General features: G+C 71.0%; 23 protein-coding genes. 12 read left to right on the forward strand and 11 right to left on the reverse strand.

The features are described 5' to 3' along the window. Nucleotides 1-82: 82 nt before the first annotated feature. The 6 genes from glmU to DC008_RS14190 all read left to right on the forward strand — a co-directional run bounded on the left by glmU (nt 83) and on the right by DC008_RS14190 (nt 5,388). Nucleotides 83-1,531: a bifunctional UDP-N-acetylglucosamine diphosphorylase/glucosamine-1-phosphate N-acetyltransferase GlmU gene (glmU, locus tag DC008_RS14165; protein ID WP_108707297.1), complete on the forward strand. Its 1,449-nt coding sequence runs from the start codon at nt 83-85 to the stop codon at nt 1,529-1,531. 77 nt (nt 1,532-1,608) lie between these two features. After that, entirely contained in the window at nt 1,609-2,589 is a 981-nt protein-coding gene (locus DC008_RS14170; RefSeq protein WP_062673931.1) for a ribose-phosphate diphosphokinase, read from the forward strand. A 180-nt stretch (nt 2,590-2,769) separates the two neighbouring features. Then, nucleotides 2,770-3,366 carry a 50S ribosomal protein L25/general stress protein Ctc gene (locus tag DC008_RS14175; RefSeq protein ID WP_108707298.1) on the forward strand — a complete coding sequence of 199 codons (597 nt, stop codon included), beginning with the start codon at nt 2,770-2,772 and terminating at the stop codon, nt 3,364-3,366. 95 nt (nt 3,367-3,461) lie between these two features. After that, the gene (pth, locus tag DC008_RS14180; protein ID WP_108707299.1) at nt 3,462-4,064 is read left to right on the forward strand and encodes an aminoacyl-tRNA hydrolase; all 603 of its coding nucleotides are present in this window, start codon (nt 3,462-3,464) and stop codon (nt 4,062-4,064) included. Between the two features lie 65 nt (nt 4,065-4,129). After that, nucleotides 4,130-4,618, forward strand: a complete 489-nt coding sequence (locus DC008_RS14185) for a hypothetical protein (RefSeq protein ID WP_108707300.1) — start codon at nt 4,130-4,132, stop codon at nt 4,616-4,618. A 137-nt stretch (nt 4,619-4,755) separates the two neighbouring features. Beyond that, on the forward strand, nt 4,756-5,388 hold the full coding sequence (locus DC008_RS14190) for an LPXTG cell wall anchor domain-containing protein (protein WP_108707301.1): 633 nt from the start codon (nt 4,756-4,758) through the stop codon (nt 5,386-5,388). Nucleotides 5,389-5,460: 72 nt separating this feature from the next. Here the strand turns inward: DC008_RS14190 and ppc are convergent, their stop codons facing one another. Further along, on the reverse strand, nt 5,461-8,202 hold the full coding sequence (gene ppc, locus DC008_RS14195) for a phosphoenolpyruvate carboxylase (RefSeq protein ID WP_108707302.1): 2,742 nt from the start codon (nt 8,200-8,202) through the stop codon (nt 5,461-5,463). Between the two features lie 302 nt (nt 8,203-8,504). Between ppc and DC008_RS14200 the strand changes: the two genes are divergently transcribed. Both DC008_RS14200 and DC008_RS14205 read left to right on the forward strand, forming a co-directional pair. After that, on the forward strand, nt 8,505-9,515 hold the full coding sequence (locus DC008_RS14200; RefSeq protein ID WP_108707303.1) for an acyl-CoA desaturase: 1,011 nt from the start codon (nt 8,505-8,507) through the stop codon (nt 9,513-9,515). Beyond that, nucleotides 9,512-10,186, forward strand: a complete 675-nt coding sequence (locus tag DC008_RS14205) for a TetR/AcrR family transcriptional regulator (RefSeq protein ID WP_108707304.1) — start codon at nt 9,512-9,514, stop codon at nt 10,184-10,186. The genes DC008_RS14200 and DC008_RS14205 overlap by 4 nt, the downstream gene beginning before the upstream one ends. A gap of 103 nt (nt 10,187-10,289) precedes the next feature. Here the strand turns inward: DC008_RS14205 and DC008_RS14210 are convergent, their stop codons facing one another. From DC008_RS14210 to DC008_RS14220, 3 genes are all read right to left on the reverse strand, one after another. Then, nucleotides 10,290-10,463, reverse strand: a complete 174-nt coding sequence (locus DC008_RS14210) for a CsbD family protein (RefSeq protein WP_079033879.1) — start codon at nt 10,461-10,463, stop codon at nt 10,290-10,292. Between the two features lie 64 nt (nt 10,464-10,527). Beyond that, nucleotides 10,528-10,896, reverse strand: a complete 369-nt coding sequence (locus tag DC008_RS14215; protein WP_108707305.1) for a VOC family protein — start codon at nt 10,894-10,896, stop codon at nt 10,528-10,530. Continuing rightward, nucleotides 10,896-11,711 carry a trans-aconitate 2-methyltransferase gene (locus DC008_RS14220; protein ID WP_108707306.1) on the reverse strand — a complete coding sequence of 272 codons (816 nt, stop codon included), beginning with the start codon at nt 11,709-11,711 and terminating at the stop codon, nt 10,896-10,898. The genes DC008_RS14215 and DC008_RS14220 overlap by 1 nt, the downstream gene beginning before the upstream one ends. 95 nt (nt 11,712-11,806) lie before the next feature. Between DC008_RS14220 and tamR the strand changes: the two genes are divergently transcribed. Then, the gene (gene tamR / locus DC008_RS14225; RefSeq protein WP_055624899.1) at nt 11,807-12,304 is read left to right on the forward strand and encodes a MarR family transcriptional regulator TamR; all 498 of its coding nucleotides are present in this window, start codon (nt 11,807-11,809) and stop codon (nt 12,302-12,304) included. Nucleotides 12,305-12,527: 223 nt separating this feature from the next. Here the strand turns inward: tamR and DC008_RS14230 are convergent, their stop codons facing one another. Then, entirely contained in the window at nt 12,528-13,301 is a 774-nt protein-coding gene (locus DC008_RS14230; RefSeq protein WP_055624846.1) for a LuxR C-terminal-related transcriptional regulator, read from the reverse strand. A gap of 272 nt (nt 13,302-13,573) precedes the next feature. Here DC008_RS14230 and DC008_RS14235 point away from each other — a divergent pair, with 272 nt between their 5' ends. Then, the gene (locus tag DC008_RS14235) at nt 13,574-14,029 is read left to right on the forward strand and encodes a GNAT family N-acetyltransferase (RefSeq protein ID WP_055624900.1); all 456 of its coding nucleotides are present in this window, start codon (nt 13,574-13,576) and stop codon (nt 14,027-14,029) included. A gap of 4 nt (nt 14,030-14,033) precedes the next feature. On the opposite strand, the gene galK is transcribed toward DC008_RS14235, so the two are convergent. The 3 genes from galK to galT all read right to left on the reverse strand — a co-directional run bounded on the left by galK (nt 14,034) and on the right by galT (nt 17,289). Continuing rightward, nucleotides 14,034-15,197 (reverse strand): galactokinase, encoded by a 1,164-nt coding sequence (gene galK, locus DC008_RS14240; RefSeq protein ID WP_108707307.1) that lies wholly within the window; start codon nt 15,195-15,197, stop codon nt 14,034-14,036. Nucleotides 15,198-15,270: 73 nt separating this feature from the next. Further along, a complete protein-coding gene (gene galE / locus DC008_RS14245) occupies nt 15,271-16,230 on the reverse strand; it encodes a UDP-glucose 4-epimerase GalE (RefSeq protein ID WP_108707308.1) in 960 nt (319 codons plus the stop codon). Then, on the reverse strand, nt 16,231-17,289 hold the full coding sequence (gene galT, locus DC008_RS14250) for a galactose-1-phosphate uridylyltransferase (protein WP_108707309.1): 1,059 nt from the start codon (nt 17,287-17,289) through the stop codon (nt 16,231-16,233). A 177-nt stretch (nt 17,290-17,466) separates the two neighbouring features. Here galT and DC008_RS14255 point away from each other — a divergent pair, with 177 nt between their 5' ends. Together DC008_RS14255 and DC008_RS14260 are read left to right on the forward strand one after the other, a co-directional pair. Continuing rightward, nucleotides 17,467-19,158, forward strand: a complete 1,692-nt coding sequence (locus tag DC008_RS14255) for a sodium:solute symporter family protein (protein ID WP_108707310.1) — start codon at nt 17,467-17,469, stop codon at nt 19,156-19,158. Nucleotides 19,159-19,177: 19 nt separating this feature from the next. After that, nucleotides 19,178-19,525, forward strand: a complete 348-nt coding sequence (locus DC008_RS14260; protein ID WP_108707311.1) for a hypothetical protein — start codon at nt 19,178-19,180, stop codon at nt 19,523-19,525. 42 nt (nt 19,526-19,567) lie between these two features. Here the strand turns inward: DC008_RS14260 and DC008_RS14265 are convergent, their stop codons facing one another. The 3 genes from DC008_RS14265 to DC008_RS14275 all read right to left on the reverse strand — a co-directional run bounded on the left by DC008_RS14265 (nt 19,568) and on the right by DC008_RS14275 (nt 24,282). After that, nucleotides 19,568-20,266, reverse strand: a complete 699-nt coding sequence (locus DC008_RS14265) for a helix-turn-helix transcriptional regulator (RefSeq protein ID WP_108707312.1) — start codon at nt 20,264-20,266, stop codon at nt 19,568-19,570. Nucleotides 20,267-20,567: 301 nt separating this feature from the next. After that, complete coding sequence (locus tag DC008_RS14270) at nt 20,568-22,367, reverse strand: outer membrane protein assembly factor BamB family protein (RefSeq protein ID WP_108707313.1); 1,800 nt, start codon at nt 22,365-22,367, stop codon at nt 20,568-20,570. Between the two features lie 79 nt (nt 22,368-22,446). Beyond that, the gene (locus tag DC008_RS14275; protein ID WP_108707314.1) at nt 22,447-24,282 is read right to left on the reverse strand and encodes an outer membrane protein assembly factor BamB family protein; all 1,836 of its coding nucleotides are present in this window, start codon (nt 24,280-24,282) and stop codon (nt 22,447-22,449) included. Between the last annotated feature and the right edge of the window lie 193 nt (nt 24,283-24,475).

A 24,475-nucleotide genomic window follows, 5' to 3' on the forward strand; every position in this document is an offset into this window, starting at 1 on the left:
GGGCCCGCTCTCATGTCCGCCGGGAAACGCCCCGGTATCCTGCGGATGTCACCCCTCCCCCATCACAGCCGAAGGGCATCCCGTGAGCGCCATTCGCCCGGCAGCCGTCGTCGTTCTCGCAGCGGGTGAGGGCACCCGTATGAAGTCGGCCACACCCAAGGTCCTGCACGAGCTCTGCGGACGCAGTCTCGTCGGGCATGTGCTGGCCGCCTCCCGCGAGTTGGACCCCGAGCATCTCGTCGTCGTGGTCGGTCACGCGCGTGAGCAGGTCACCGCACATCTCGGTGAGATCGACCCCGCCGTGCGCACCGCCGTGCAGGCGCAGCAGAACGGCACGGGGCACGCGGTGCGGATGGCCCTGGAGGAGCTGGGCGGCCCGGTCGAGGGCACGGTCGTGGTCGTCTGCGGCGACACGCCGCTGCTGACCGGCGGCACGCTGTCGGCGCTGGCGGCGACGCACGCGGCGGACGGCAACGCGGTGACCGTGCTGACGGCGGAGGTTCCGGACGCGACGGGCTACGGCCGGATCGTGCGGGACGGCGCCTCGGGCGCGGTGACGGCGATCGTGGAGCACAAGGACGCGTCGGAGTCGCAGCGGGCGATCCGGGAGATCAATTCCGGGGTGTTCGCGTTCGACGGTCAGCTCCTCGCGGACGCGCTGGGCAAGGTGCGCACGGACAACAGCCAGGGCGAGGAGTACCTGACGGACGTCCTCGGCATCCTGCGGGAGGCCGGGCACCGGGTGGGCGCGTCGGTGGCGTCGGACCACCGGGAGATCGCGGGCATCAACAACCGGGTGCAGCTGGCCGAGGCGCGCCGGATCCTGAACGACCGGCTGCTGACGGCGGCGATGCTGTCCGGCGTCACGGTGGTGGACCCGGCGTCGACGTGGATCGACGTGTCGGTGACGTTCGAGCAGGACGCGGTCGTGCTGCCGGGTACGCAGCTGCTGGGCGCCACGCATCTGGGAGAGGGCGCCGAGGTCGGGCCCAACTGCCGGCTGCGGGACACGCGCGTGGGCGCGGGGTCCCGGGTGGACAACACGGTGGCGGACGGCGCCGTGGTGGGTGCCGGGGCGTCGGTGGGTCCGTTCGCGTATTTGCGTCCGGGTACCCGGCTGGGCGCCAAGGGCAAGATCGGCACGTACGTGGAGACCAAGAACGCGTCGATCGGTGAGGGGACGAAGGTCCCGCATCTGTCGTACGTGGGGGACGCGACGATCGGCGAGTACACGAACATCGGCGCGGCCAGCGTGTTCGTGAACTACGACGGCCAGGACAAGCACCACACGACGGTGGGGTCCCACTGCCGTACGGGTTCGGACAACATGTTTGTGGCTCCTGTCACGATCGGGGACGGTGCGTACACCGCCGCCGGGTCCGTGATCACGAAGGATGTGCCGCCCGGTTCGCTGGCCGTGGCCCGTGGCCAGCAGCGGAATATCGAGGGTTGGGTGGCCCGCAAGCGTCCGGGGAGCGCGGCGGCGCGGGCGGCCGAGGAGGCGTCCCGGCAGGGCGGAAGCGAAGACTGACCGGAAACGGGTGCGTCGGACACGGCGTACCGTGATAGGTGCACACCCAGCTGAGACACCTCTGAGGAGACAGTGCTGTGACCGGGATCAAGACGACCGGCGAGAAGAAGATGATGTTCTTCTCCGGCCGCGCCCACCCCGAGCTTGCCGAGGAGGTCGCCCAGCAGTTGGGTGTCGGGGTCGTCCCGACGAAGGCCTTCGACTTCGCGAACGGCGAGATCTATGTGCGGTATCAGGAGTCTGCGCGGGGTGCGGACTGTTTCCTGATCCAGAGCCACACGGCGCCGATCAACAAATGGATCATGGAGCAGTTGATCATGATCGACGCGTTGAAGCGTGCGTCGGCCCGCTCGATCACGGTGATCGTGCCGTTCTACGGCTACGCCCGCCAGGACAAGAAGCACCGTGGCCGTGAGCCCATCTCGGCCCGTCTGATCGCGGACCTGATGAAGACGGCCGGCGCGGACCGCATCCTGACCGTGGATCTGCACACCGACCAGATCCAGGGCTTCTTCGACGGGCCGGTGGACCACCTGTTCGCGCTGCCGCTGCTGGCGGACTACGTCGGCCGCAAGGTCGACAAGGACAAGCTGACGGTCGTCTCGCCGGACGCGGGCCGGGTCCGGGTCGCGGACCGCTGGTGCGACCGGCTGGGCGCGCCGCTGGCCATCGTCCACAAGCGGCGTGACAAGGACGTGGCGAACCAGGTGACCGTCCACGAGGTCGTGGGTGAGGTCAAGGGCCGCGTCTGCGTCCTGGTCGACGACATGATCGACACCGGTGGCACGATCTGCGCCGCGGCGGACGCGCTGTTCGCGCACGGGGCGGAGGACGTCATCGTGACGGCGACGCACGGTGTGCTGTCGGGTCCGGCGGCGGACCGCCTGAAGAACTCGCGGGTGAGCGAGTTCGTGTTCACGAACACGCTGCCGACCCCGGGTGAACTGGCGGCGGATCTGGACAAGCTGACGGTGCTCTCGATCGCGCCGACGATCGCCAGTGCGGCGCGCGAGGTGTTCGAGGACGGTTCGGTGACGAGCCTGTTCGACGAGCAGTAGGCGAGCGCCGAAGATCGTTTTGGGAACGGCCTCCCTCCCCGAGTAGACTGCTGCAGTTGCTCGGCGAGGGAGGCCGTTTCCCGTTGTGGAGGCGGTTGTCCGTTATCGACGCGCTCTTCGTAGCAGGCCGTTCGTGGCCGGGTGACCCCGTCCGTTCTACTTCTACGAGGAGTGATCGCCATGTCCGAGGTGAAGATCGCCGCCGAGACCCGTACCGAGTTCGGTAAGGGTGCCGCCCGCCGTATCCGTCGTGACAACAAGGTCCCCGGTGTGCTGTACGGCCACGGTTCCGACCCGCTGCACCTGACGCTTCCGGGCCACGAGCTGCTGCTCGCCCTGCGTACGCCGAACGTCCTGATCGCGCTGGACATCGACGGCAAGACCAACGAGCTGGCCATCCCGAAGGCCGTGCAGCGCGACCCGCTGAAGGGCTTCCTGGAGCACGTCGACCTGCAGCTGGTCAAGCGCGGCGAGACCGTCACGGTCGAGATCCCCGTGCACGCCGAGGGCGAGCTGGCCCCGGGCGGCAACCTGCTCGAGCACGTGCTGAACGCCCTTCCGGTCGAGGCCGAGGCCACGCACATCCCCGAGTCGGTCACCGTGTCGGTGGAGGGCCTCGCGGCCGGCGCCTCGATCCTCGCCAAGGACATCGAGCTGCCCAAGGGCACCAAGCTGGCCGTCGAGGACGACACCGTCGTGCTGCAGGTCCTGGCCGCGCAGGCCGAGGAGGCCGCCGAGGGCGCCGAGGCCGAGGGCGAGGACGTCGCCGAGGCCTGATCCTCGAGTCGTGGCGGGAGCCGTTCCGGTTCCGCCGTCGTGTTCGCCGGCCGCCGTCCCTCCGGGGGCGGCGGCCGGCGCGTATCAATGGAGACGTGGACGTGACGACCGATCCGAGTGCGCCGTGGCTGATCGCCGGTCTCGGTAATCCGGGGCCCGAGTACGCCAGGAACCGGCACAACGTGGGGTTCATGGTGGTGGATCTGCTGGCGGAGCGGATCGGGGGCAAGTTCAAGCGGGCCGGGAAGGCGCAGGCGCAGGTCGTCGAGGGGCGCATCGGCCCGCCCGGTCCGGCGAACCGGCGGGTGGTGCTGGTGAAGCCGATGTCGTACATGAACCTGTCGGGCGGCCCGGTGAACGCGCTGCGCGACTTCTACAAGGTGCCGCTGGGCAACATCGTCGCCGTGCACGACGAACTGGACATCGACTACGGCACGCTGCGGCTGAAGCTCGGCGGCGGGGACAACGGGCACAACGGCCTGAAGTCGATGACAAAAGCCATGGGTTCCGACTATCACCGGGTGCGGTTCGGCGTGGGGCGTCCGCCGGGCCGGATGCCGGTGGCGGACTTCGTGCTGAAGGACTTCTCGGCGGCGGAGCGCAAGGAGCTGGACTACTTCGTGGACCGGGCGGCGGACGCGGTGGAGTGTCTGGTGATCGAGGGCCTGGAGCGGGCGCAAAGCACGTACAACTCCTGACTTGTCCGCCGGCGCGGTCGGCGTCGAGTTGACCGGCCGTAGGGGCATGGCCAAGGATCGCGGCCATGCCTTCCGCCGTTGTCTCCAGTCAGGGCGCCGTCTCCGCGCTGCGGTTCGGCCGGGTCGCGGCGATGGGGACGGTCGTGCTGCTCATCCTGGTCGCGGGTGTGTGGGGGTCGTGGGGCAGCGCCCAGCACGTGATGCTCACCAAGGGCCGTGAGCACGGCACGATCGAGGTCGCCCGCTGCACCGGCGACTCGTGCACGGGCCCGTACACACCGGTCTCCGTGGGATCCCGCGAGCGCGACTCGGTGAGGATCGAGAACAACGTCGCGGTACACAAGGGCGAGACATACGCCGTGGTGGTGAAGCCGGGCACGGACGAGGTGGTCCGCTCGGGCCCCGCGGGCGTCCTCTACGCCTGGGTCCCCCTGGGCGGCGCCTTCCTGCTCGCCTCGGTGGTGGCGGCAGGCGGCCTGCGCAGCGCCCGCCTCTCCTGGCTGCTGGCAGGCACGGGCCTGGCCCTGCTGACGGGCGCTTTCGTCATGGTGTGAGCGGGCTGCCCGTTCTCCATGTCTGTGGAGGTCCGGAGTGTGGCCGCTTCGTGATTGACCTTCGTTCAGCGACGGCTGGAAGCTGAGCCGCCCCCTCCACATCGTCCCGTTCCCACTCGCAGATGGACTGCTGCCCCATGCGTACCCTCTTTCGCGCCGGCGCCCTGTCCGCCGTCGCCGCCTCCGCCGTGCTGTGCCTCCCGGCGGCCGCCCACGCCACCGCTCCCGGCGACAACGGCACCGTGAAGATCCATGACTCCGCCACCGGCGAGGAGTTGCGCCGCAACGAACCGCACGTGTGCACGTTCTACCTGGACGCCTTCGGGTTCGACCGCGCCCAGCAGGTCGACTGGCACATCGAGGCCTGGGCGCCGACGGCCGGCGTCAAGGGCGAGACCGTGCGGTCCGGCGCGCTCACGCTGGACGGCGAGGGCCACGGCCGTACGGCGGATCTGACGCTGCCCGACGGGCACTACAAGCTGTTCTGGAACTTCGCGGGCGAGAAGGGGTCCGCGAAGCACAAGGTGTTCTGGACGGACTGCGGGGAGGACGCGACGGCACCCGCCCTGTCCGCGTCCGCCTCCGCCTCCGAGGCTCCGGCTGAGACGCCGGCCGCCGAGGCGGCGCCGTCGTCGTCCCCGTCCCCGCAGGGCGGCGAGGGCGATCTCGCCGAGACCGGCAACGAGGCCCCGGTGGGCCTGCTGTCCGCGGCCGCCGCGGCGCTGCTGGGCGCGGGCGGCTATCTGGTGCTGCGGCGCCGCAGGGCCTGACCCGGATCGCCGCACTGAAAGACGGTGCCCCCGTGCTCGCGCGAGCACGGGGGCACCGTCTTTCGTACGGGGTCAGCCGGTGTTGCGGAGGCCGGCCGCCACGCCGTTGACCGTGAGGAGCAGGGCGCGGGCGAGCAGCGGGTCGGGGTCGGTGCCGCTGGCCGCGGCCTCGCGCTGGCGCTTGAGCAGGGCGACCTGGAGGTAGGAGATCGGGTCCAGGTAGGCGTCACGGATGGCGAACGTCTGCTTGAGGACGGGCTGGGCGTCGAGGAGTTCGCTCTCGCCGGTGACGCGCAGCACCTCGGCGACGGTCAGCTCGTGCTCGGCCTTGATGGCGTCGAAGACGTGCTTGAGCTCGTCGGGGACGAGGGTGTCGACGTAGTGCTGGGCGATACGCAGGTCGGTCTTCGCGAGGGTCATCTCGACGTTGGAGATGAAGTTGCGGAAGAAGTGCCACTGCTCGTGCATCTCGTCGAGCACGGTGTCGAGGCCGGCCTCGCGCAGCGCCTTCAGGCCGCTGCCGACGCCGTACCAGCCGGGGACGATCTGCCGGGACTGGGTCCAGCCGAACACCCAGGGGATGGCGCGCAGCCCGTCGAGGGAGACGCCCGAGCCGGGGCGGCGGGAGGGCCGCGAGCCGAGGTGCAGGTCGGCGAGCTGGTCGACGGGGGTGGAGGCGACGAAGTACGTCGGCAGGTCGGGATCCTCGACGAGCTTGCGGTACGCGGTGTGGGCGGCGTCGGAGACGACGTCCATCGCGGCGTCCCAGCGGGCGAGCGCCTCGGTGGACTGGCGCGGCGCGGTGTGCAGCGCGGAGGCCTGGAGGGTGGCGGCGACGGTCAGTTCCAGGTTCTCCCGGGCCAGCGAGGGGACCAGGTACTTGTCGGAGATGACCTCGCCCTGTTCGGTGACCTTGATGGCGCCTTCGAGGGTGCCCCAGGGCTGGGCGAGGATCGCGTCGTGGGAGGGGCCGCCGCCGCGGCCGACGGTGCCGCCGCGGCCGTGGAAGAGGCGCAGCCGTACGCCGTAGCGGTGGGCGACGTCGCGCAGCCGGCGCTGGGCGCGGTGGATCTCCCACTGGCTGGTGGTGATGCCGCCGAACTTGGAGGAGTCCGAGTAGCCGAGCATGACCTCCTGGACGTCGCCCCGCAGCGCGACGAGGCGCCGGTAGGACGGGTCGGACAGCATGTCCTCGAGGATGGTGTCGGCGGCCTTGAGCTCGTCGGTGGTCTCGAGCAGCGGCACGATGCCGATCTTCGCCCATCCGGCGTGCAGGTCGATCAGGCCGGCCTCGCGGGCGAGGACGGTCGCGGCGAAGACGTCGTCGGCGCCCTGGCACATCGAGATGATGTACGACTCGATCACCTCGGGTCCGAAGACCTCCAGGGCCCGCTTGACGGTCTGGAAGACACCGAGGGTCTTCTCGCCGGCGGCGTCGACGGGCGCCGGGCTCGGGGCGAGCGGCCGGCGGGAGCGAAGCTCCTTCGCGAGGAGCTTGGCCCGGTAGTCGCGCGGCATGTCGGCGTACCGCCAGGACTCCTCGCCGAGCCGGTCGAACAGCTGGCCGAGGGCGTGGTGGTGGGCGTCGGCGTGCTCGCGGACGTCCATGGTGGCGAGCTGCAGGCCGAAGGCGGCGAGGGTGCGGATGGTGCGGTCCAGGCGCCCGTCGGCGAAGAGGCCGCCGCGGTGCTCGCGCAGGGAGCTCTGGATCAGGGTGAGGTCGGCGAGCAGTTCGCCGGTGCCGAGGTAGTCGCGGCCGGGCTCGTGCGGGGTGTTGCGGGCCAGCCGGGTCTTGGTGTTCTCCAGCTTCTGGCGGATGCAGGTGGCCTTGAGCCGGTAGGGCTCCTCGGCGTTGAGCCGCTTGTAGCGGGGGCTGATCTCGGGCAGGGCGTCGAGGTCGGCCTGGAGGGAGGCGAGGAGTTCGTCCGTGGCCCCGGTGTAGCGGATGGAGTTCGACAGGAAGCCGCGCAGCTCGTCGATCATCTCCAGGGCGTCGTTGATGCCGTGCTCGTGCTGGAGGATCAGGATGTCCCAGGTCACCTGGGGGGTGACGTTGGGGTTGCCGTCGCGGTCGCCGCCGATCCAGGTGCCGAAGGTGAGGGGGCGGGTGTCGTCGGGGAGCTTGTGCCCGACGCGCTCCAGTTCGGCGGTGAGGTCCTCGAGGACGTCGCCGACGGCGCCGGCGTGCAGTTCGTCGAGGTAGTAGATGGCGTTGCGGGCCTCGTCGGCGGGCTCGGGGCGGACGACGCGCAGTTCGTCGGTCTGCCAGACGAGGTCGATGTTCTCGGCCAGTCGGGTGTCGTTGCGGCGACGGTCGCCTTCGAGGACCGGGGTCTCCAGGAGCGCGGCGATGCGCCGGAGCTTGTTGAGCACGGACCGGCGGGCGGCCTCGGTGGGGTGCGCGGTGAAGACGGGGCGCACGTTGAGGTGCTGGATCGTCTGCCGCAGGTGCTCGGGGTCGGCGTCCTTGAGGCGGTCGGCGGTGCGGGCGAGCAGGCCGCCCTCGGCGGCGCGCCGGGCGCGCAGCTCACGGCCGCGGTGCACCTGCTCGGTGACGTTGGCCAGGTGGAAGTAGGTGGAGAAGGCGCGGACCAGCTTGGCCGCGGTGTCGAGTTCCGTGCCACGCAGCAGCTCCGCTGCGGCCTCGCCGTCCTCCCGGGTGAGGCGGCGGACCTTCTCGACGAGCTCCAGCAGCTCGGGGCCCTCCTGGCGGACGAGTGTCTCGCCGAGGAGGTCACCCAGCCGGCGGATGTCGGCTCGCAGCTCGGTGCTGGTGGTCGCCTGGGGCACAGTCTGGTCGTCGGCACTGCTCACAGGTGCGGCTCCTTGCAGTGTTGAAGCTCGTCCGGGAGGGGAACCCGTCGCCTGGGCCGTACGGCGGGACCACCGCTTACGGCTCCTGACATCCGGGAAGAAATCAGAGCGGACCGCGCTGTCCGACCGAGACAAGGATAGGTGTCCATGGGGACGCGCTGTCTCACGGGCTCTTGCCGCAGGGCGGCGCACTGCCATACTTACGTCGCCGTAGGTTACGGAACCGTAGGCACCGCGCACGCGGAGCCCTCCCGACCGTGACACGGCATCTGTCACAACCCTCGACCCCACAGGGGACGCCCATGACCACGAGCTCCGATGTGATCGAAGACGCCCCGCAGGCGAACGACGACACCCCGACTGCCACCGCCACCCTCGGCGGGGAGAAGAAACGGTCGATCGAGCAGATCGCTCTTCTCCTCTTCATCATCGTGCCGTTCCTCGCGCTCCTCGCGGCGGTACCGCTGGCGTGGGGCTGGGGGGTCAGCTGGCTCGACCTCGGCCTGCTGGTCTTCTTCTACTTCCTCGGCTGCCACGGCATCACGATCGGCTTCCACCGCTACTTCACGCACGGTTCGTTCAAGGCCAAGCGGCCGCTGCGGATCGCGCTGGCCGTCGCCGGGTCGATGGCCGTGGAGGGCCCGGTCGTCCGCTGGGTGGCGGACCACCGCAAGCACCACAAGTTCTCGGACGCCGAGGGCGACCCCCACTCGCCGTGGCGGTTCGGCGAGACCCTGCCGGCCCTGATGAAGGGCCTGTGGTGGGCACACATCGGATGGATGTTCGACGAGGAGCAGACGCCGCAGGAAAAGTACGCGCCGGACCTGATCAAGGACCCCGCGATCCGCGCCGTCTCCCGTCACTTCGTGTCCTTCACGATCCTGTCGCTGGCCCTGCCCGCCGTGATCGGCGGTCTGGTGACGATGTCCTGGTGGGGCGCCTTCACCGGCTTCTTCTGGGGGTCCCTCGTCCGGGTGGCCCTGCTGCACCACGTGACCTGGTCGATCAACTCCATCTGCCACGCCGTGGGCAAGCGCCCCTTCAAGTCGCGTGACCGCTCGGGCAACGTGTGGTGGCTGGCCGTCCTGTCGTGCGGCGAGTCCTGGCACAACCTGCACCACGCCGATCCGACGTCCGCGCGGCACGGTGTGGAGCGCTGGCAGATCGACTCCTCGGCCCGCTTCATCAAGATCTTCGAGAAGTTCGGCTGGGCGTACGACGTGCGCTGGCCGTCACGCTCGCGTATCGATTCCCGCCGTAACACCGGGGAAGAAGGAGCCCGCCGCCGGAAGGAGCCCGCGAAGGCGGCATGATTGACGCCGTGGCGACCGACTCCAGCACCTCCAGCAACGACAAGCCGCGGCGCACGCGCCGCACCCGGATGACCGGTGCGGAGCGACGCCAGCAGTTGCTGGAGATCGGTCGCACCCTGTTCGCCGCGAAGGGGTTCGAGGGCACGTCGGTGGAGGAGATCGCGGCCAAGGCCGGGGTGTCCAAGCCGGTGGTGTACGAGCACTTCGGCGGCAAGGAAGGGCTGTACGCGGTCGTCGTGGACCGGGAGATGCGGCGACTGCTCGACATGGTGACCGGCTCGCTGACCGCGGGGCATCCGCGGGAGCTGTGCGAGCAGGCGGCGTTCGCGCTGCTGGACTACATCGAGGAGTACACGGACGGCTTCCGGATCCTGGTCCGTGACTCGCCCATCCCCCAGTCGACCGGGTCGTTCGCCTCGCTGATCTCCGACATCGCCACCCAGGTGGAGGACATCCTGGGCCGCGAGTTCAAGAGCCGCGGTTTCGACCCGAAGCTGGCCCCGCTGTACGCGCAGGCGCTGGTGGGGATGGTCGCCCTGACCGGGCAGTGGTGGCTGGACGTGCGCCGCCCGAAGAAGGCGGAGGTGGCGGCGCACCTGGTGAACCTGGCCTGGCACGGCCTGGACGGCCTGGAGGCCCGCCCGCATCTGATCGGGCGCCGCAAGAGCTGACGCCGGAAGGCTTGTACGGACGCGGAGGCGGACGCGGACACGGGCGCGCGGGGTGCCCCCACAGCACCCCGCGCGCCCGTGTCGGTCGTGCGGACGGTATGCGTCAGTGCTTGAAGGTGTCCTTGCCCTTCTCCTTCGCCTGACGCGCGTCGCCCTTCATCTGGTCGGCCTTGCCCTCGGCGGTCATCCGCTCGTTGCCGGTCATCCTGCCCATGGCTTCCTTCGCCTTGCCCTTGACCTGTTCCTTCATGGCCCGGGACTTCTCTTCCTTCGCCACGTCTCTCAACTCCCGCAAGGCTCGACTGTCGCTGCCACAGAACGGGTGTCCCGCGGGTCACGGCTCAAACAGCGGGATCGGGCTCCAGGAACTCCAGACGGTTGCCGACGGGGTCGTACGAGTAGAACCTGCGGTGCCCGGGGAGGGCGCCGTCCCACTCCACGGTGGCACCGAGCGCGGCCAGCCTGGCGCCGTACGCGGCGATCCCGGTGACCCGCAGCCCGGGGTGGGCCTTGTACGCAGGCCGGAAGTCCGCCTCGACGCCGAGGTGCAGCTGGACGCCGCCCGTCTGGAACCAGCAGCCGCCGCGGGCCGCGAGCGCGGGGGGCTTGGGGATCTCGGTCATGCCGAGGACGTCCCCGTAGTACGCGCGCAGACGGTCCTCGGAGCCGGGCGGGGCGGCGAGCTGGACGTGGTCGACGGCGCTGATCATCACTGCTCCTTGCGGGCTACGGCGAACAGGCGGCGGAACGGGAACGGCGTGCCGTGCGGGCCGGGCGGGTACGCCTCGCGCAGCGCGGCCCGGTACTCGTCGAGGAAGGCGTCCCGGCGGCCGGGGTCGTCGGCGAGCGCGGTGAGGACGGGGCGCAGGCCGGTGCCCTTCACCCAGTCCAGGACGGGGTCCTCGCCGGTCAGCAGATGCAGATACGTCGTCTCCCATACGTCCGCCGCGCAGTCCAGGGCGGTCAGGCGGGCCAGGTATTCGCTCGGGTCGAGCACGGCGTCGGAGTGGCGCAGGACGTCGGCGACGCCGTGGCGGGCGGCGAGGTCGCGCATCAGGCGGTGGCTCGGGGCGTCGAAGTTGCCGGGGATCTGGAAGGCGAAGGTGCCGCCGGGGCGCAGACCGGCCACCCAGGAGCCGAAGCGGTCGGCGTGGCCCGGCACCCACTGCAGGGTGGCGTTGCTGACGATCAGGTCGTAGGGCTCCTCGGGCGTCCACATGGCGACGTCGGCGTGGGCGAAGTCCAGGCGGCCGCCGCCCGCGGTGGGGCCCTCGTGCTCGGTGTGGGCGCGGTCGAGCATCTCGGCGGAGTTGTCGAGGCCGGTGATGTGGGCGGTGGGCCAGCGCTCGGCGAGAAGGGCGGTGACGTTGCCGGGGCCGCAGCCGAGGTCGGCGATGCGGGGCCGGTCGCCGGGGAGCGGGGGGACGCGGGCGAGGAGGTCGGTGAAGGGGCGGGCGCGGTGGTCGGCGTGACGCAGGTACTGCGCCGGGTCCCAGGTCGGGGTGGGGGTGGCTGCTGGTGACATGGCGGGGCCTCCTGTCTTCCGGGCTCCTACCCTGCCTCCAGTTTTATCTTGACGTCAAGAGACTTCACGTCGACACAACCACTACACTGATCGTCATGGAGGACGAGGTCGATCGGCTGGTCGCAGCGTGGCGCCGGGAGCGCCCTGACCTCGACGTGGAGCCACTCGAGGTGCTCAGCCGGGTGAGCAGGCTGGCCCGGCATCTGGACCGTGCGCGGCGGCTGGCGTTTTCCGAGCACAGCCTGGAGCCGTGGGAGTTCGACGTGCTGACCGCGCTGCGGCGGGCGGGGGCGCCGTATCAGCTCTCTCCGGGGCAGTTGCTGACGCAGACGCTGGTCACGTCGGGGACGATGACGAACCGGATCGACCGGCTGGCCAAGAAGGGGCTGGTCGAGCGGCTGCCGGATCCGAGTGACCGGCGTGGGGTGCTGGTGCGGCTGACCGCCGAGGGGCGGGATCGGGCCGACCAGGCCCTGGCGGGGCTGCTTGCGCAGGAGCGGGCGATTCTGGGGGAGCTCTCGGGGGGGCAGCGGGCCGAGCTGGCGGGGTTGCTGCGCAGGCTGACCGCGCCCTTCGACAACATCCCCGGGTAGGTGTGCTGCCCGGGGCTGCGCCGCTGGGGTCCTGCGCGGGTGCCCGGCGCCGCGTCGTTGTGGCCGGGCGCGCAGTTCCCCGCGCCCCTGAGGGTGTTTTCGGCGGACGGCGCTCGCGGGAGCGGGGTGCCGGGGCCGGTTTGATGCGGGCGCCGCGTCGTCGTGGCCGGGCGCGCAGCTCCCCGCGCCCCTGAGGGTGTTGTCGGCGGACGGCGCTTTATCGTCAGGCGCTTGTTGTTGCTTCTGGGAGGATTCTGGTGGGTGGGGTCAGGTCTACTGGGCCTACTCCGGCTCGGCGGGCCAGGGCTACTGCGGCCAGGGTGGAGTGGACGCCCAGTTTGCCCAGGACGTTCTGCATGTGCGTGCGGACCGTGTGCGGGGAGAGGAACAGGCGTTCGGCGACGGCCTTGCGGCCCAGGCCGGCGACCATGCAGCGCAGCACCTCCCGCTCGCGCGGGGTCAGCGACTCCACGAGCCGCTCGCTCTCCGTGCGGTGCTTGCGGGCCGCCGTCAGCTCGCGCAGCACCCCCGTGAGCAGGGCGGGCGGGAGGTGCGTCTCGTCGCGCAGCACCCCGCGGATCACGGTGAGCAGCCGGGACAGCGAGCAGTCCTTGGCGACCCAGCCGGACGCCCCGGCCTGCAGGGCGAGCGCGGCACGGCGCGGGTCGTCCTTCTCGGCGAGGACGACGGTCCGTACGGCGGGCTGCGCGGAGCGGACGCCCGCGACCAGCGAGATGCCGTCGACCAGTCCGTCCTCGCCCACCTCCTGGACGGGCGGGGCGGGCCGTATGCCCGGCATGGCGCCGCCCAGGTCGGCGTCGACGAGCAGCACGTCGAAGCGGCGCCCCTCGGCGGCCGCGCGCTCCAGGCTGCGCAGCGCGGCCGGACCGCTGCCCGCGGCGGAGACCTCGACGTCGGGCTCGGCCGCCAGTGCGGCGGCGAGCGACTCGGCGAAGATGCGATGGTCGTCGACGACCAGGACTCGGATGCGAACCACGAAACCCCCTTCCCCACGCTCCCGAAGAGCAGGGGATACCCCATCGTCATGAGGACGACACCGGGAGACGAACACGGTCGCGGGCGCGACGCCCGGACGCGAAGGGCACGCACGGCCGCCGCCGTGCAGGAACTGCTACCCCCCACGCCGGGCGTCGAACCCGACTGTCTCGCCCCCTGATCAGCACCGGCCCCCACCGGTGCTGCTCATCAGAGTACGGGCGACGGCGATGAGCGGAAGCGGATTTGCAGAACTGGTTCGCCGACGCGTTTATGGTGAGCCGCATGTTTCGTCTGGAGACAGAAGTCGACACTTCCCGGCGGGATCTGCTCCGGCGGAGACTGCGGGACACCAACACCGCGGCCTCCCCGGTGCTGCGCGCGCTGCGCGGAACCCCAGGTGAACGCGAACTTCCGCTCCATGTGTGGGCGTTGGACGACGCGGGCGCCGTGGCCGGTGGTCTGGTCGGCCACACCTGGGCCACCTGGCTGCACGTCACGTATCTGTGGGTGGACGGACGCCACCGCGGTGCCGGGCTCGGTTCGCAATTGCTCGCACAGGCGGAGCGCGTCGCCCGCGACGAGCGGGGCTGTGCTTCCGTGCGCCTGGAGACCTGGGACTTCCAGGCGCCGGAGTTCTACCAGAAGCAGGGGTACGACGTGGTGTGCGTGATCCCCGACTATCCGCCGGGGATCACCGAGTACACGCTCGTGAAACGGCTGCGCTGAGCGCTCAGCTCAGCCGGCGCGCGCCCGCCGCCGGTACGGCCTCGAAGACGCGCGGCGCGGTGAGGCCGGCCGCGGCGAAGGCGTCCTCGACGGCCTTGGTGATCCCCTCGACGTCCCCGGCCTCGGCCAGCACGATCGCGGAGCCGCCGAAGCCGCCGCCGGTCATCCGGGCGCCGAGCGCCCCGGCGGTCAGGGCGGTGTCGACGACCAGGTCGAGTTCGCGGCAGGAGACGCGGAAGTCGTCGCGCAGCGAGGCGTGGCCCTCGGTCAGGACCGGTCCGATGGCCCGGGTCTCGCCGGACTCCAGCAGGCCGACGACCCGTTCGACGCGCTGGTCCTCGGTGACGACGTGCCGGACCAGGCGGCGCACCTCCTCGTCGTCGCCGATCCGGGCGAGGGCCGCGTCGAGTTCGCCGTAGGGGATGTCGCGCAGGGCGTCCACGCCGAGCAGGGCGGCGCCCTTCTCGCAGCCGGCGCGGCGCTTGCCGTACTCGCCCTCGCTGTGGGAGTGCTTGACCTGGGTGTCGACCACGAGCAGGCGCATGCCCTCCGCGGCCAGGTCGAAGGGGATCTGCCGCTGGGAGAGGTCGCGGGTGTCCAGGAAGAGGGCGTGGCCTGCCTCGCAGCAGGCGGACGCCGTCTGGTCCATGATGCCGACGGGGGCGCCGACGTAGACGTTCTCGGCGCGCTGGCACAGACGGGCCAGCTGCCAGCCCTTCAGGCCCAGGTCGTACAGGTCGTTCAGGGCGAGGGCGACGACGACCTCCAGGGCCGCCGACGAGGACAGGCCCGCACCGGCCGGGACGGTGGAGGCGAGGTGGACGTCGGCGCCGCCCACGGCGTGACCCGCGTTGCGCAGCGCCCAGACGACACCGGCGGGGTAGGCGGTCCAGGCGCGGTCCGTCTCGGGGGCGAGGTGGTCGACGCGCAGCTCCACGACACCGCCGCGGACGTCCTCGGAGTGCAGGCGCAGCACACCGTCGTCGCGGCGGCCGACGGCGGCGACCGCGGTGTGCGGCAGCGCGAACGGCATGACGAAGCCGTCGTTGTAGTCGGTGTGCTCGCCGATGAGGTTGACCCGCCCGGGCGCGGCCCACAGTCCCTCCGGCTCGGACCCGTACAGCTCCCGGAACCGCTCCGCGACCGTGGCCGCCGTGTCGACGCTCATCCCCTGATCCTGACCTTCCCTGCCGAACCGGCCGTCATGGCCGGAGAGTTGACCGGCCGCTCAGCCGTAGAACCTAGCCAATACGCTGCGCGAACTCCCACGCGTCCCCGACGATGCCCGCGAGGTCGGTGCGGGACGGGTTCCAGCCGAGCCGCTCGCGGGCGGTGCCGGCGGAGGCGACCAGGACGGCCGGGTCGCCGGCCCGGCGCGGGGCCACCACTTCGGGCACCGGGTGCCCGGTGACCTGACGGACCGTCTCGATGACCTCGCGGACGGAGAAGCCGCTGCCGTTGCCGAGGTTGCAGACGAGGTGCTCGCCCGGCACGGCGGCCTTCAGGGCGAGCAGATGGGCCTCGGCGAGGTCGGCGACATGGATGTAGTCGCGCACGCAGGTGCCGTCCGGCGTCGGGTAGTCGTCGCCGAAGACGGAGATCGACTCGCGCCGGCCCTGGGCGACCTGGAGGACCAGCGGGATCAGATGCGACTCGGGGTCGTGGCGCTCGCCGTGCTCCCCGTAGGCGCCGGCGACGTTGAAGTAGCGCAGGGAGACCGCCGCGAGACCGTGGGCCGCCGCCTCACCGGTGATCATGTGGTCGACGGCCAGCTTGGAGGCGCCGTACGGGTTGGTGGGGAGGGTCGGCGCGGACTCCAGGATCGGCACCTCGGCGGGCTCGCCGTATGTGGCGGCCGTGGAGGAGAAGACGAGGGTGCGCACGCCCGCCTCGCGCATGGCGCCGAGCAGGGCCATGGAGCCGCCGACGTTGTTCTCCCAGTACTTCTCGGGCTTCACGACGGACTCGCCGACCTGGGAGTAGGCGGCGAAGTGCAGCACGGCGTCGAAGGAGGGGTCCAGCCACTTGGCCGCGTCGCGGATGTCGCCCTCGATGAACGCGGCCCCGGCCGGCACGCCCTCACGGAAGCCGGTGGAGAGGTTGTCGAGGACGACGACCTCGTTCCCGGCCTCGATCAGGTGCTGGGCGACCACGCTGCCGACGTAGCCCGCGCCCCCGGTGACCAGAAACTTCCCGCTCATCTAACTCGCTACCTCTCGCAGTCGCTCGGCCGCGCGCTCCGGCGGCACGTCGTTGATGAACACGTTCATGCCGGACTCCGAACCCGCGAGGAACTTCAGCTTGCCGGACGTACGGCGGATGGTGAAAAGCTCGAGATGCAGCGCGAAGTCGTCGCGCACGACACCGTCGGACTCCGCCGACCGGCCGAACGGCGCCTGATGCCAGCCGGAGATGTACGGCGTGGGCGGCTCGCCCTCCCCGAAGATCCGGTCGAAGCGCCTCAACAGTTCCAGATAGACCTGGGGGAACTCCGCGCGCGCCGCCTCGTCGAGGGCGAGCAGGTCGGGCACCCGGCGCTTCGGGTACAGGTGGACCTCGTACGGCCAGTGCGCGGCGTACGGCACGAAGGCCACCCAGTGTTCACTCTCCAGGACGACGCGCTCCCCGGCGAGTTCGCGCTCCAGGACGGCGTCGAAGAGGTTGCCTCCGCCGGTGGCCGCCTTGTGGCGGGCGAGCGAACGCAGCATCAGGGCGGTGCGGGGCGTGGTGAAGGGGTAGGCGTAGATCTGCCCGTGCGGATGCCCCAGGGTGACGCCGATCTCGGCGCCGCGGTTCTCGAAGCAGAACACCTGTTCAACGGCGGGCAGCGAGGACAGCTCCGAGGTGCGGTCGGTCCACGCGTCCAGGACGAGGCGCGCCTGTTCCTCGGTCAGATCGGCGAAGGAGGCGTCGTGGTCGGAGGTGAAGCAGACGACCTCGCAGCGCCCGGAGTCGCCGGCGAGCGAGGGGAAGCGGTTCTCGAAGACGACGACGTCGTAGGAGGAGTCGGGGATCTCGCTGAGCCGGCCGTCGCGGGACGGGCAGAGGGGGCATTCGTCGGCGGGCGGGTGGTAGGTGCGGCCCTGCCGGTGGGAGGCGATGGCGACGCCGTCCCCGAGGAGGTCGTCGTGGCGGATCTCGGACGTGGTGACGGTGGGCTCCAGCGGGCGGCGGTCGACCGCCTGGCGCAGGGTGTCGTCGCGCAGGTCGTAGTAGATGAGCTCCCGACCGTCCGCCAGCCGGGTCGAGGTCTTCTTCACGCGGGACTCCACAGTTGTCCGAACCTTCACCCAACAGAACCAAACATAGGAGAACACAACTCACCAGGGTCGGTCAACATCACGATCAAACAAAAACCGTCACTCGAAGTGTTCAATTACTGAACACGGCGGCGTAGGTTCCGCTCTGGATCGGTTCGCTATACGAAGCGAGTACACATGGAAACCCCCACATATCCCCCCACCTACCTCGCCGCGGAGCTACGGCTCCCCACGAACTGGCTCGACTACACGCTGCTGGGCATCTACTTCGTCGTCGTGCTCGGCATCGGTTTCGCGGCCCGCCGCTCGGTGAAGACGAGCCTCGACTTCTTCCTGTCCGGGCGCTCCCTGCCCGCCTGGGTCACCGGCCTGGCGTTCATCTCCGCCAACCTGGCCGCCACCGAGATCCTCGGCATGGCCGCGAACAGCGCCCAGTACGGCGCCTACACCGTCCACTGGTACTGGATCGGCGCCATCCCGGCCATGGTCTTCCTCGGCCTGGTGATGATGCCCTTCTACTACGGCAGCAAGGTCCGCTCCGTGCCGGAGTTCCTGCTGCTGCGCTTCGACCGGGCGGCCCACCTGCTCAGTTCGATCCTGTTCGCCTTCGCCGCCATCCTCATCGCCGGGGTCAACCTGTACGCCCTCGCGATCGTGGTCGAGGCCCTGCTGGGCTGGCCGCAGTGGGTGGCCATCGTGGTCGCCGGATTCTTCGTGCTGGCCTACATCACCCTGGGCGGTCTGTCCTCGGCGATCTACAACGAGGTCCTGCAGTTCTTCGTGATCCTGGCCGCGCTCATCCCGATCACGGTCCTCTCCCTGAAGAAGGTGGGCGGCTGGGACGGCCTGAGCGACACCCTGACCAAGGCCCACGGCGACGACTTCGTCACCGCCTGGGGCGGCACCGGCATCGGCGACGCCAACCCGCTCGGCGCCAACTGGCTGACGATCGTCCTCGGCCTCGGTTTCGTGCTGTCCTTCGGCTACTGGACGACGAACTTCGCCGAGGTCCAGCGCGCCCTGTCCGCGAAGAACCTCTCCGCGGCCCAGCGCACCCCGCTGATCGCGGCCTTCCCCAAGATCTTCATCGTCTTCCTGGTGATGATCCCCGGTCTGGCCGTCGCCGCCCTGGTCCCCGGCTTCGGCACCGAGGAGTCCGGCTACCAGTACAACGACGCCATCCCCTTCCTCATGGAGGGGCTGCTGCCCAACGGTGTGCTCGGCATCGCGGTCACCGGACTGCTCGCCGCGTTCATGGCCGGCATGGCGGCCAACGTGTCGTCCTTCAACACCGTGTTCACCACGGACATCTGGCAGAAGTACGTGGTCAAGGACCGCGAGGACACCTACTACGTGCGCTTCGGACGGCTCATCACGGCCATCGGCGTCATGGCGTCCATCGGGACGGCGTTCCTGGCCTCGTCGTTCTCGAACATCATGAGCTACCTCCAGACGCTGTTCTCCTTCTTCAACGTGCCGATGTTCGTCGTCTTCATCATCGGCATGTTCTGGAAGCGGGCCTCGATGAAGTCGGGCTTCTGGGGACTGCTCGCCGGCACCACGGCGGCGATGGTCAACTACTTCGTCCTGTACAAGCAGGACGTCATCTCCATCCCCACCGACCAGGGCGCGAACTTCGTCTCCGCCATCGCGGGCTTCGTGGCCGGCGCGGTCGTCATGGTCGCCGTCTCCCTGTTCACCGCGCCCAAGCCGGCGAAGGAGCTGCAGGGCCTGGTCTACGGCACCCGCTCCCCCGGTATGTCGGAGCCGCCCGCCGAGGGCGACGACGCCTGGTACCGCAGGCCCGCCCTGCTGGGCTGGGGCGCCGTGATCCTGGCGGCCGCCTGCTACATCCCGTTCTCGTTCTGACAGGAAGGTCCGACCGACCATGACCGACCGTCCCGAGCACCCCGACCGCCCGCGCCACCACGGCTTCTCCGAGGAGGACGTCCAGCGCGAGGTCACCGAGCTGGAGGAGAAGTCCGAGACGGCCGCCCGGCTCTTCGACATCCGCCGCATCATCGGCGGGCTCTTCGTCGTCTACGGCGTCATCGTCACGATCGTCGGCATCACCGACGACGACGCCGCCATCGACAAGGCCGAGGGCGTCAACATCAACCTGTGGACCGGCCTGGGCATGCTGCTGCTCGGCCTGTTCTTCCTGACCTGGCTGAAGCTGCGGCCCGCCGCGCCGCCGCCCCCGCCGGTCGCGCCGGGCGACGAACCGTCCGAATGACCCCGCCGGGGGCGAGCGGCACCCGCCCTCGCCCCCGGCCCGCTACGGCGGTTCCGGCGGCGCGTGCGGGCGGGGCAGCGGGCCCGCCCGGTCGAGCAGTCCGGTGCGGGCCGCCAGCGCCGCCGCCTCCAGACGCGAGCCGACGCCCAGCTTCATCAGCACCCGCTGGACATGGGTGCGGGCCGTCGACGGGGCGATGCCCATACCGGCCGCGATGAGCCGGGTGTCCTCGCCGTCGGCGACCCGGACCAGCACCTCCACCTCGCGCGGGGTGAGCATCTGGAGCAACCGCTGCCCCTCGTCGTCCGGCTGGGCCGCCGGGTTCAGCAGCTCGCTGAACGCGCCCTGCAGCAACTGCGGTGCCACCGCCGCCTCACCGGCCCGCGCCTTCATGATCGCCCGCTCGACACCCTCGATGCGCTCGTCGTGCCGCACATAACCGGAGGCGCCGGCCGCGAACGCCGCCGCGATCCCGCGGGGGCTCGGCACCGGCCCGAGGACCAGCACCGCCACCTGCGGCCGCTCCCGCTTGATCCGCACCACCGGGTCGAACATCCCCGGCTCCGCCGGTGTCGCCGTCCCCAGCAGACACACCTCGGGCGCCCGCGTGATCACCAGCTCGGCCGCCCCCGCGGCCGGAGCCGCCGCGGCCAGCACCCGATGCCCCCTCAGTTTCAGTGCCGAGGCCAGCGCCTCGGCGAGCAACCGGTGGTCGTCGACCACCATCAGTCGCACTCCCATCGAGCAACCCCCCAGTCCCCCCAATGGATCTCCCGCCATGCCCGGATGCGGTCGTCACGCCGTCCGGGCGCCCCACTATGGATACCCACTGGTCCGCGCGGACAGCGGCCCCCTCCCGGCCGGGCCGCCCTTCATGCCCCCGGAAGCTACACGCTTGTTCGACGTCGCGCTCCCCCTACCGGCGATAAGTGCCCCGGAACGGCGGAATTTCCGGCTTTCCCCGCACGCCCGGCCACACAGGCGGTAAGCCGACGGCCCCGCTCCTGACCAGGAACGGGGCCGTCGAAAGGGGGCGCGCGCGTCAGCCGTTCGCGCCGAACGCGATCAGATGCCACCGCTGCTCGCCCGAACTCCCCAGCGAGCTGGCGAACCTGGACGACATGTACAGCCGGCCCTGCGAGTAGAGGATCTCGGCGTAGTCCGGGGACATCCGCGTCTCGATGTCCCGGACCGGCCGCGCCGCCGGGTTCTCCAGCAGCTTCGTCTCCTTGAAGTCGCCGCCGTCGATGCTGACGATCTGCCCGCCCTTGTCGTACGGGGGCCGCTTGTAGGCGATCACATTGCCGCCGTCCATGCGCAGCGGCGTGATGGTGTAGCGGTCGCCGGCGTCGGCGCGCTGCCCGGTCTGCTTGCCGGTGGCCAGGTCGAAGGCGACGATCTCGTTGGTACGGCCGTACTCGCCGCCGCCGGAGTGCTCCTTGGTCGCCGCGTACAGCCGGTCGTTGCCGACGACGACGCCGGTGCAGGCCTCGATGGTGGTGACGCCGGAGCAGCGGGCCGCGAACTTGTCGGCGGGCAGCGGGATGCGGATGCGCAGCTTGCCCGTCTTGTTGTCGATGGAGAAGGCGTCCGAGATGCCGATGGCGTCGGACTCGCCGACCTCGGCGGCGACCACGAGCGGGTCGGTGGAGATGACGCTGGCGTACTCGACGCCCTCGGCCATCTTGTACTCGGAGATCACCTTCCCGGACTTCGGGTCGACGGTCTGGATGTGCAGCTGCGGCTGGTCGTAGCTGCCGCACTTGCGCACCACGACGAGCTTGGGCCCGCCGCCGTAGCCGAGGTCGTAGCAGTCGTCGTCGGCCTTCGGCGTCCACAGCGAGCGGCCGGTCCTCAGGTCGAAGGCGGCGCCGCCGCTCGTGCCGCCCGCGGCGACGGTGCCGCCGCTGACGGTGAGGTTGTCGAAGCGCAGCTCACGGCTGCCGGTCTTGGCGGTCTTCGTCCACAGCTTCTTGCCGGTGTCGAGGTCGATCGCGGCGACCTGGCTGCACCCGTGGGACGGCTTGTCCTTGGTGGGCTTCGCGGGCTGGAACGCGATCGCCGTGAGGTGCCCGTCGGTGATGTGCCGGCTGGCCTGGCAGACCGGTCCGGGCAGCGGGATCGTCCACAGCTCGGTGCCCTTGGCGGGGTCGTAGCCGACGATCTCGGACACGCCGCTCTTGACGTACGCCTTCTCGGTCAGCCACGAGCCGGCGACGACGACGCTGGTGTCCTCGTCGACCTTGGGCGACGGGACCTTGAACAGGACGTCGGAGTTGGTCTCGGCGGGCACCTTCTCGGTGCCGTCGGGGGTGTCCCCGCCGCCGCCCCGACCGTCGTCGCCTCCGCCGCCGGTGCCGCCGCTGGAGCTGGCGGTCTCGTCCTTGCCGCCGTCGTCACCGGGCTTGAACAGGAACACACCGCCGACGACCAGGGCGATCACGACGACGACCGCGGCCACGATGACCGCGATCCGCCCGCCGTTGGCGCCGCCGCCGGCCGTCGTGACGGGCTGCGTCGCGTAGGGCTGCTGCTGCGGATAGCCGTAACCGGGCTGCTGGCCGTACGGGTTGGGCGTCGGGTACGGCTGGGGCTGCTGCGTGTACGGGTTGGGCTGCTGGCCCGGGTAGCCGTACGGCGGCGTCGGCTGCTGGGGCTGCTGCGGTGCCTGCGGGTAGCCGTAGCCAGGCTGCTGCTGCGGCGGACCGGCCGGCGGGGTCGGCGGCTGCGGCGGCTGCTGCTGGCCGTGCTGGGGCTGGCCCGGCTGCTGGGGCGGCTGGCCCTGGGGCGGGCCGAAGCCGCCCGGGGGCTGGTTGGGCGGCGGGGGCGGCGGCTGGGTCATGGCGAGGGCACCTCGGGGAGGGGGACGGGAGCGCGGCGGGACACGGCGGAGGCGCGGGTGCCGGGCACCCGCGCCCAACTCACTTGCCGTAGGCGAGGATCAGCTTCTCCTTGGCGTCGTCCCGGCCGCTGAGGCGGGTGCTCGACAGGTAGAAGCGGCCGTCGACCCAGTCGTACGCCTTGGAGAAGAAGCCGTTCTCGATCCGCGCGGCGCCCGCCGGGTTCTGCAGGAGCTTCTCCGGGTCGTGGTCGCCGCCGGAGAGCGGGATCGCGACGACCTGGCCGCCCGCGTCGTACGACGGCGTCACGTACGCGACGAGCTTGCCGTCCTCGACCTTGACCGGGAGCATCGTCTCCTCGGCCGGGGACTTGGCGCGCCACTTCTCCTTGCCGCTGTCCAGGCTGATCGCGACGATCTCGTTGGCGGCGGCGATGGCCTTGGTCGGCATGTAGAGCGTGTCGTCGTCGGCGACCACACCGCCGCAGCCCTGCAGGGCGCGCTCGAGGATGGCCCAGCCGCACTCGGCGCCGATCTCCAGGTCGACGGAGACCTGCGAACGGCGCTTGCCGCTCGCGGAGTCGAACGTGGAGATGTTCCACGTCTTCTTGTCCTTGTTGGTGCTGTAGACGACCAGCGGGTCGACGGAGAAGACGCGGGCGACCCGCCATCCGCCGTCGATCTTGCGCGTCCACTTGGCCTTGCCCGTCGCCGGGTCGAGGACCTGGATCTCGTCGTGCTCGCCGGAGCCGCCGGCGTCGCAGGACGCCACGCCGATCAGCTTCTCGCCGCCCGCGAAGGCGTCGGGGAAGCACTTGTCGCCGTAACGCTGCTTGTCCCACATCTTCTTGCCGGTGCCGACGTCGTAGGCGGTGCCGGACTGCGAGCGGCCCACCATCAGCGTCTTGCCGGTGATGGACATCTCGACCTTGAGCGTGGTGTCGAACAGGCCGCCCTCGGCGACCGTGCCCTTCCAGCCCTTCGCACCGGAGTTCAGGTCGATCTGCTGGAGCTGGTTGCACTTGGCGCGGTCGCTGCTGCCGCTCATGTAGGCCACGACGACCTTGTCGTCGGACGACTTCTGCGCGGTGACCGAGCAGATCTTCTCCGGGAAGGAGATCGGGTCCCAGGCGGCCTTGCCGTCGGCGACGCGGTAGCCGAAGACCTGCTTGTAGGCCGCCTTCACGGCGGTCGTGTCGGTGATCCACATGCCGGGGGCGTCGGCGCCCGAGCCGGGGGCGTCGGGGGCGGCCTGGTACCAGAGCACCTTGGCCTCGCCGGCCTGCCGGCCGCCGTTGAGGTTGTCGGGGTCGGCGCCGCCCGCGCTGCCGCCGTCATCGCCGCCGTCGTCACCGCTCGGGGACGCGGAGCCCTTGGGGTCGTCGGTCTTCTGCGCGACCGGCTTCTTCGGGCCGTCGTCGCCGCTGGTCACCGCCCACACGGTGCCGCCGATCACCGCGAGCGCGGCGACGGCCGCGACGACGGCGAGGGCGGGCTTGCCCTTGAACGGGTTGCGGGAGCCGCCGGGCGGGGTGCCGGGCGCGCCCGGGAACTGCGGCTGGCCGGGCTGGCCGTAGCCCTGCGGCGGCTGGCCGTAGGGGCCGGGCTGCTGCGGGTAGCCGTACGGGCCCGGCTGCTGGGGCGGCTGGCCGTACGGGCCGCTCGCGTAGGGGCCGGGCTGCTGCTGCTGCGGCTGCGGAGGCTGCTGCGGGTAGCCGTACCCGGGCTGGGGCGGGCCGGCCGGCGGCTGCGGCGGGGTCTGCGGCGGCGGAGGCGTCTGGGGGGCGCCCTGCGGCGGGGGCGGGGTCTGCGGGGCACCGTCGGGCTGCGGCTGCTGCGGGGCACCGAAGCCGCCCTGCCGCGGATCCTGCGGTGCGCCGAAACCGCCCTGCGGCGGCTGGTTGGGCGGCTGGCTCATGAGTGGTCCCCCTCGGTGGGCCGGTGCGGTGCCGCGTCCTGTGCCGTCGCGATCTCGCCACACCGGCGTTTCTCAGACTGTCCTCAGCGGCCCTTTCTATCACCCGCCACCGACGGCGCACCGGTCCCCGCCCACCCCTGTACCCAAGGGAGGACCGGCCTGTGATGCCCCCGTTATGACCCTTCACGGGCTC

This window comes from Streptomyces nigra, from assembly GCF_003074055.1.
Lineage (GTDB): Bacteria > Actinomycetota > Actinomycetes > Streptomycetales > Streptomycetaceae > Streptomyces > Streptomyces nigra.

What these genes read in the sequence shown, in the direction of transcription:
- DC008_RS14270 (WP_108707313.1), bottom strand. Translation starts at nt 22,367, where the DNA reads ATGACCCAGCCGCCGCCCCCGCCGCCCAACCAGCCCCCGGGCGGCTTC.
- DC008_RS14275 (WP_108707314.1), bottom strand. Translation starts at nt 24,282, where the DNA reads ATGAGCCAGCCGCCCAACCAGCCGCCGCAGGGCGGTTTCGGCGCACCG.
- DC008_RS14220 (WP_108707306.1), bottom strand. Translation starts at nt 11,711, where the DNA reads ATGTCACCAGCAGCCACCCCCACCCCGACCTGGGACCCGGCGCAGTAC.
- galK (WP_108707307.1), bottom strand. Translation starts at nt 15,197, where the DNA reads ATGAGCGTCGACACGGCGGCCACGGTCGCGGAGCGGTTCCGGGAGCTG.
- DC008_RS14215 (WP_108707305.1), bottom strand. Translation starts at nt 10,896, where the DNA reads ATGATCAGCGCCGTCGACCACGTCCAGCTCGCCGCCCCGCCCGGCTCC.
- DC008_RS14235 (WP_055624900.1), top strand. Translation starts at nt 13,574, where the DNA reads ATGGTGAGCCGCATGTTTCGTCTGGAGACAGAAGTCGACACTTCCCGG.
- DC008_RS14265 (WP_108707312.1), bottom strand. Translation starts at nt 20,266, where the DNA reads ATGGGAGTGCGACTGATGGTGGTCGACGACCACCGGTTGCTCGCCGAG.
- DC008_RS14260 (WP_108707311.1), top strand. Translation starts at nt 19,178, where the DNA reads ATGACCGACCGTCCCGAGCACCCCGACCGCCCGCGCCACCACGGCTTC.
- tamR (WP_055624899.1), top strand. Translation starts at nt 11,807, where the DNA reads ATGGAGGACGAGGTCGATCGGCTGGTCGCAGCGTGGCGCCGGGAGCGC.
- DC008_RS14185 (WP_108707300.1), top strand. Translation starts at nt 4,130, where the DNA reads ATGCCTTCCGCCGTTGTCTCCAGTCAGGGCGCCGTCTCCGCGCTGCGG.
- DC008_RS14205 (WP_108707304.1), top strand. Translation starts at nt 9,512, where the DNA reads ATGATTGACGCCGTGGCGACCGACTCCAGCACCTCCAGCAACGACAAG.
- DC008_RS14200 (WP_108707303.1), top strand. Translation starts at nt 8,505, where the DNA reads ATGACCACGAGCTCCGATGTGATCGAAGACGCCCCGCAGGCGAACGAC.
- DC008_RS14190 (WP_108707301.1), top strand. Translation starts at nt 4,756, where the DNA reads ATGCGTACCCTCTTTCGCGCCGGCGCCCTGTCCGCCGTCGCCGCCTCC.
- galE (WP_108707308.1), bottom strand. Translation starts at nt 16,230, where the DNA reads ATGAGCGGGAAGTTTCTGGTCACCGGGGGCGCGGGCTACGTCGGCAGC.
- DC008_RS14255 (WP_108707310.1), top strand. Translation starts at nt 17,467, where the DNA reads ATGGAAACCCCCACATATCCCCCCACCTACCTCGCCGCGGAGCTACGG.
- DC008_RS14175 (WP_108707298.1), top strand. Translation starts at nt 2,770, where the DNA reads ATGTCCGAGGTGAAGATCGCCGCCGAGACCCGTACCGAGTTCGGTAAG.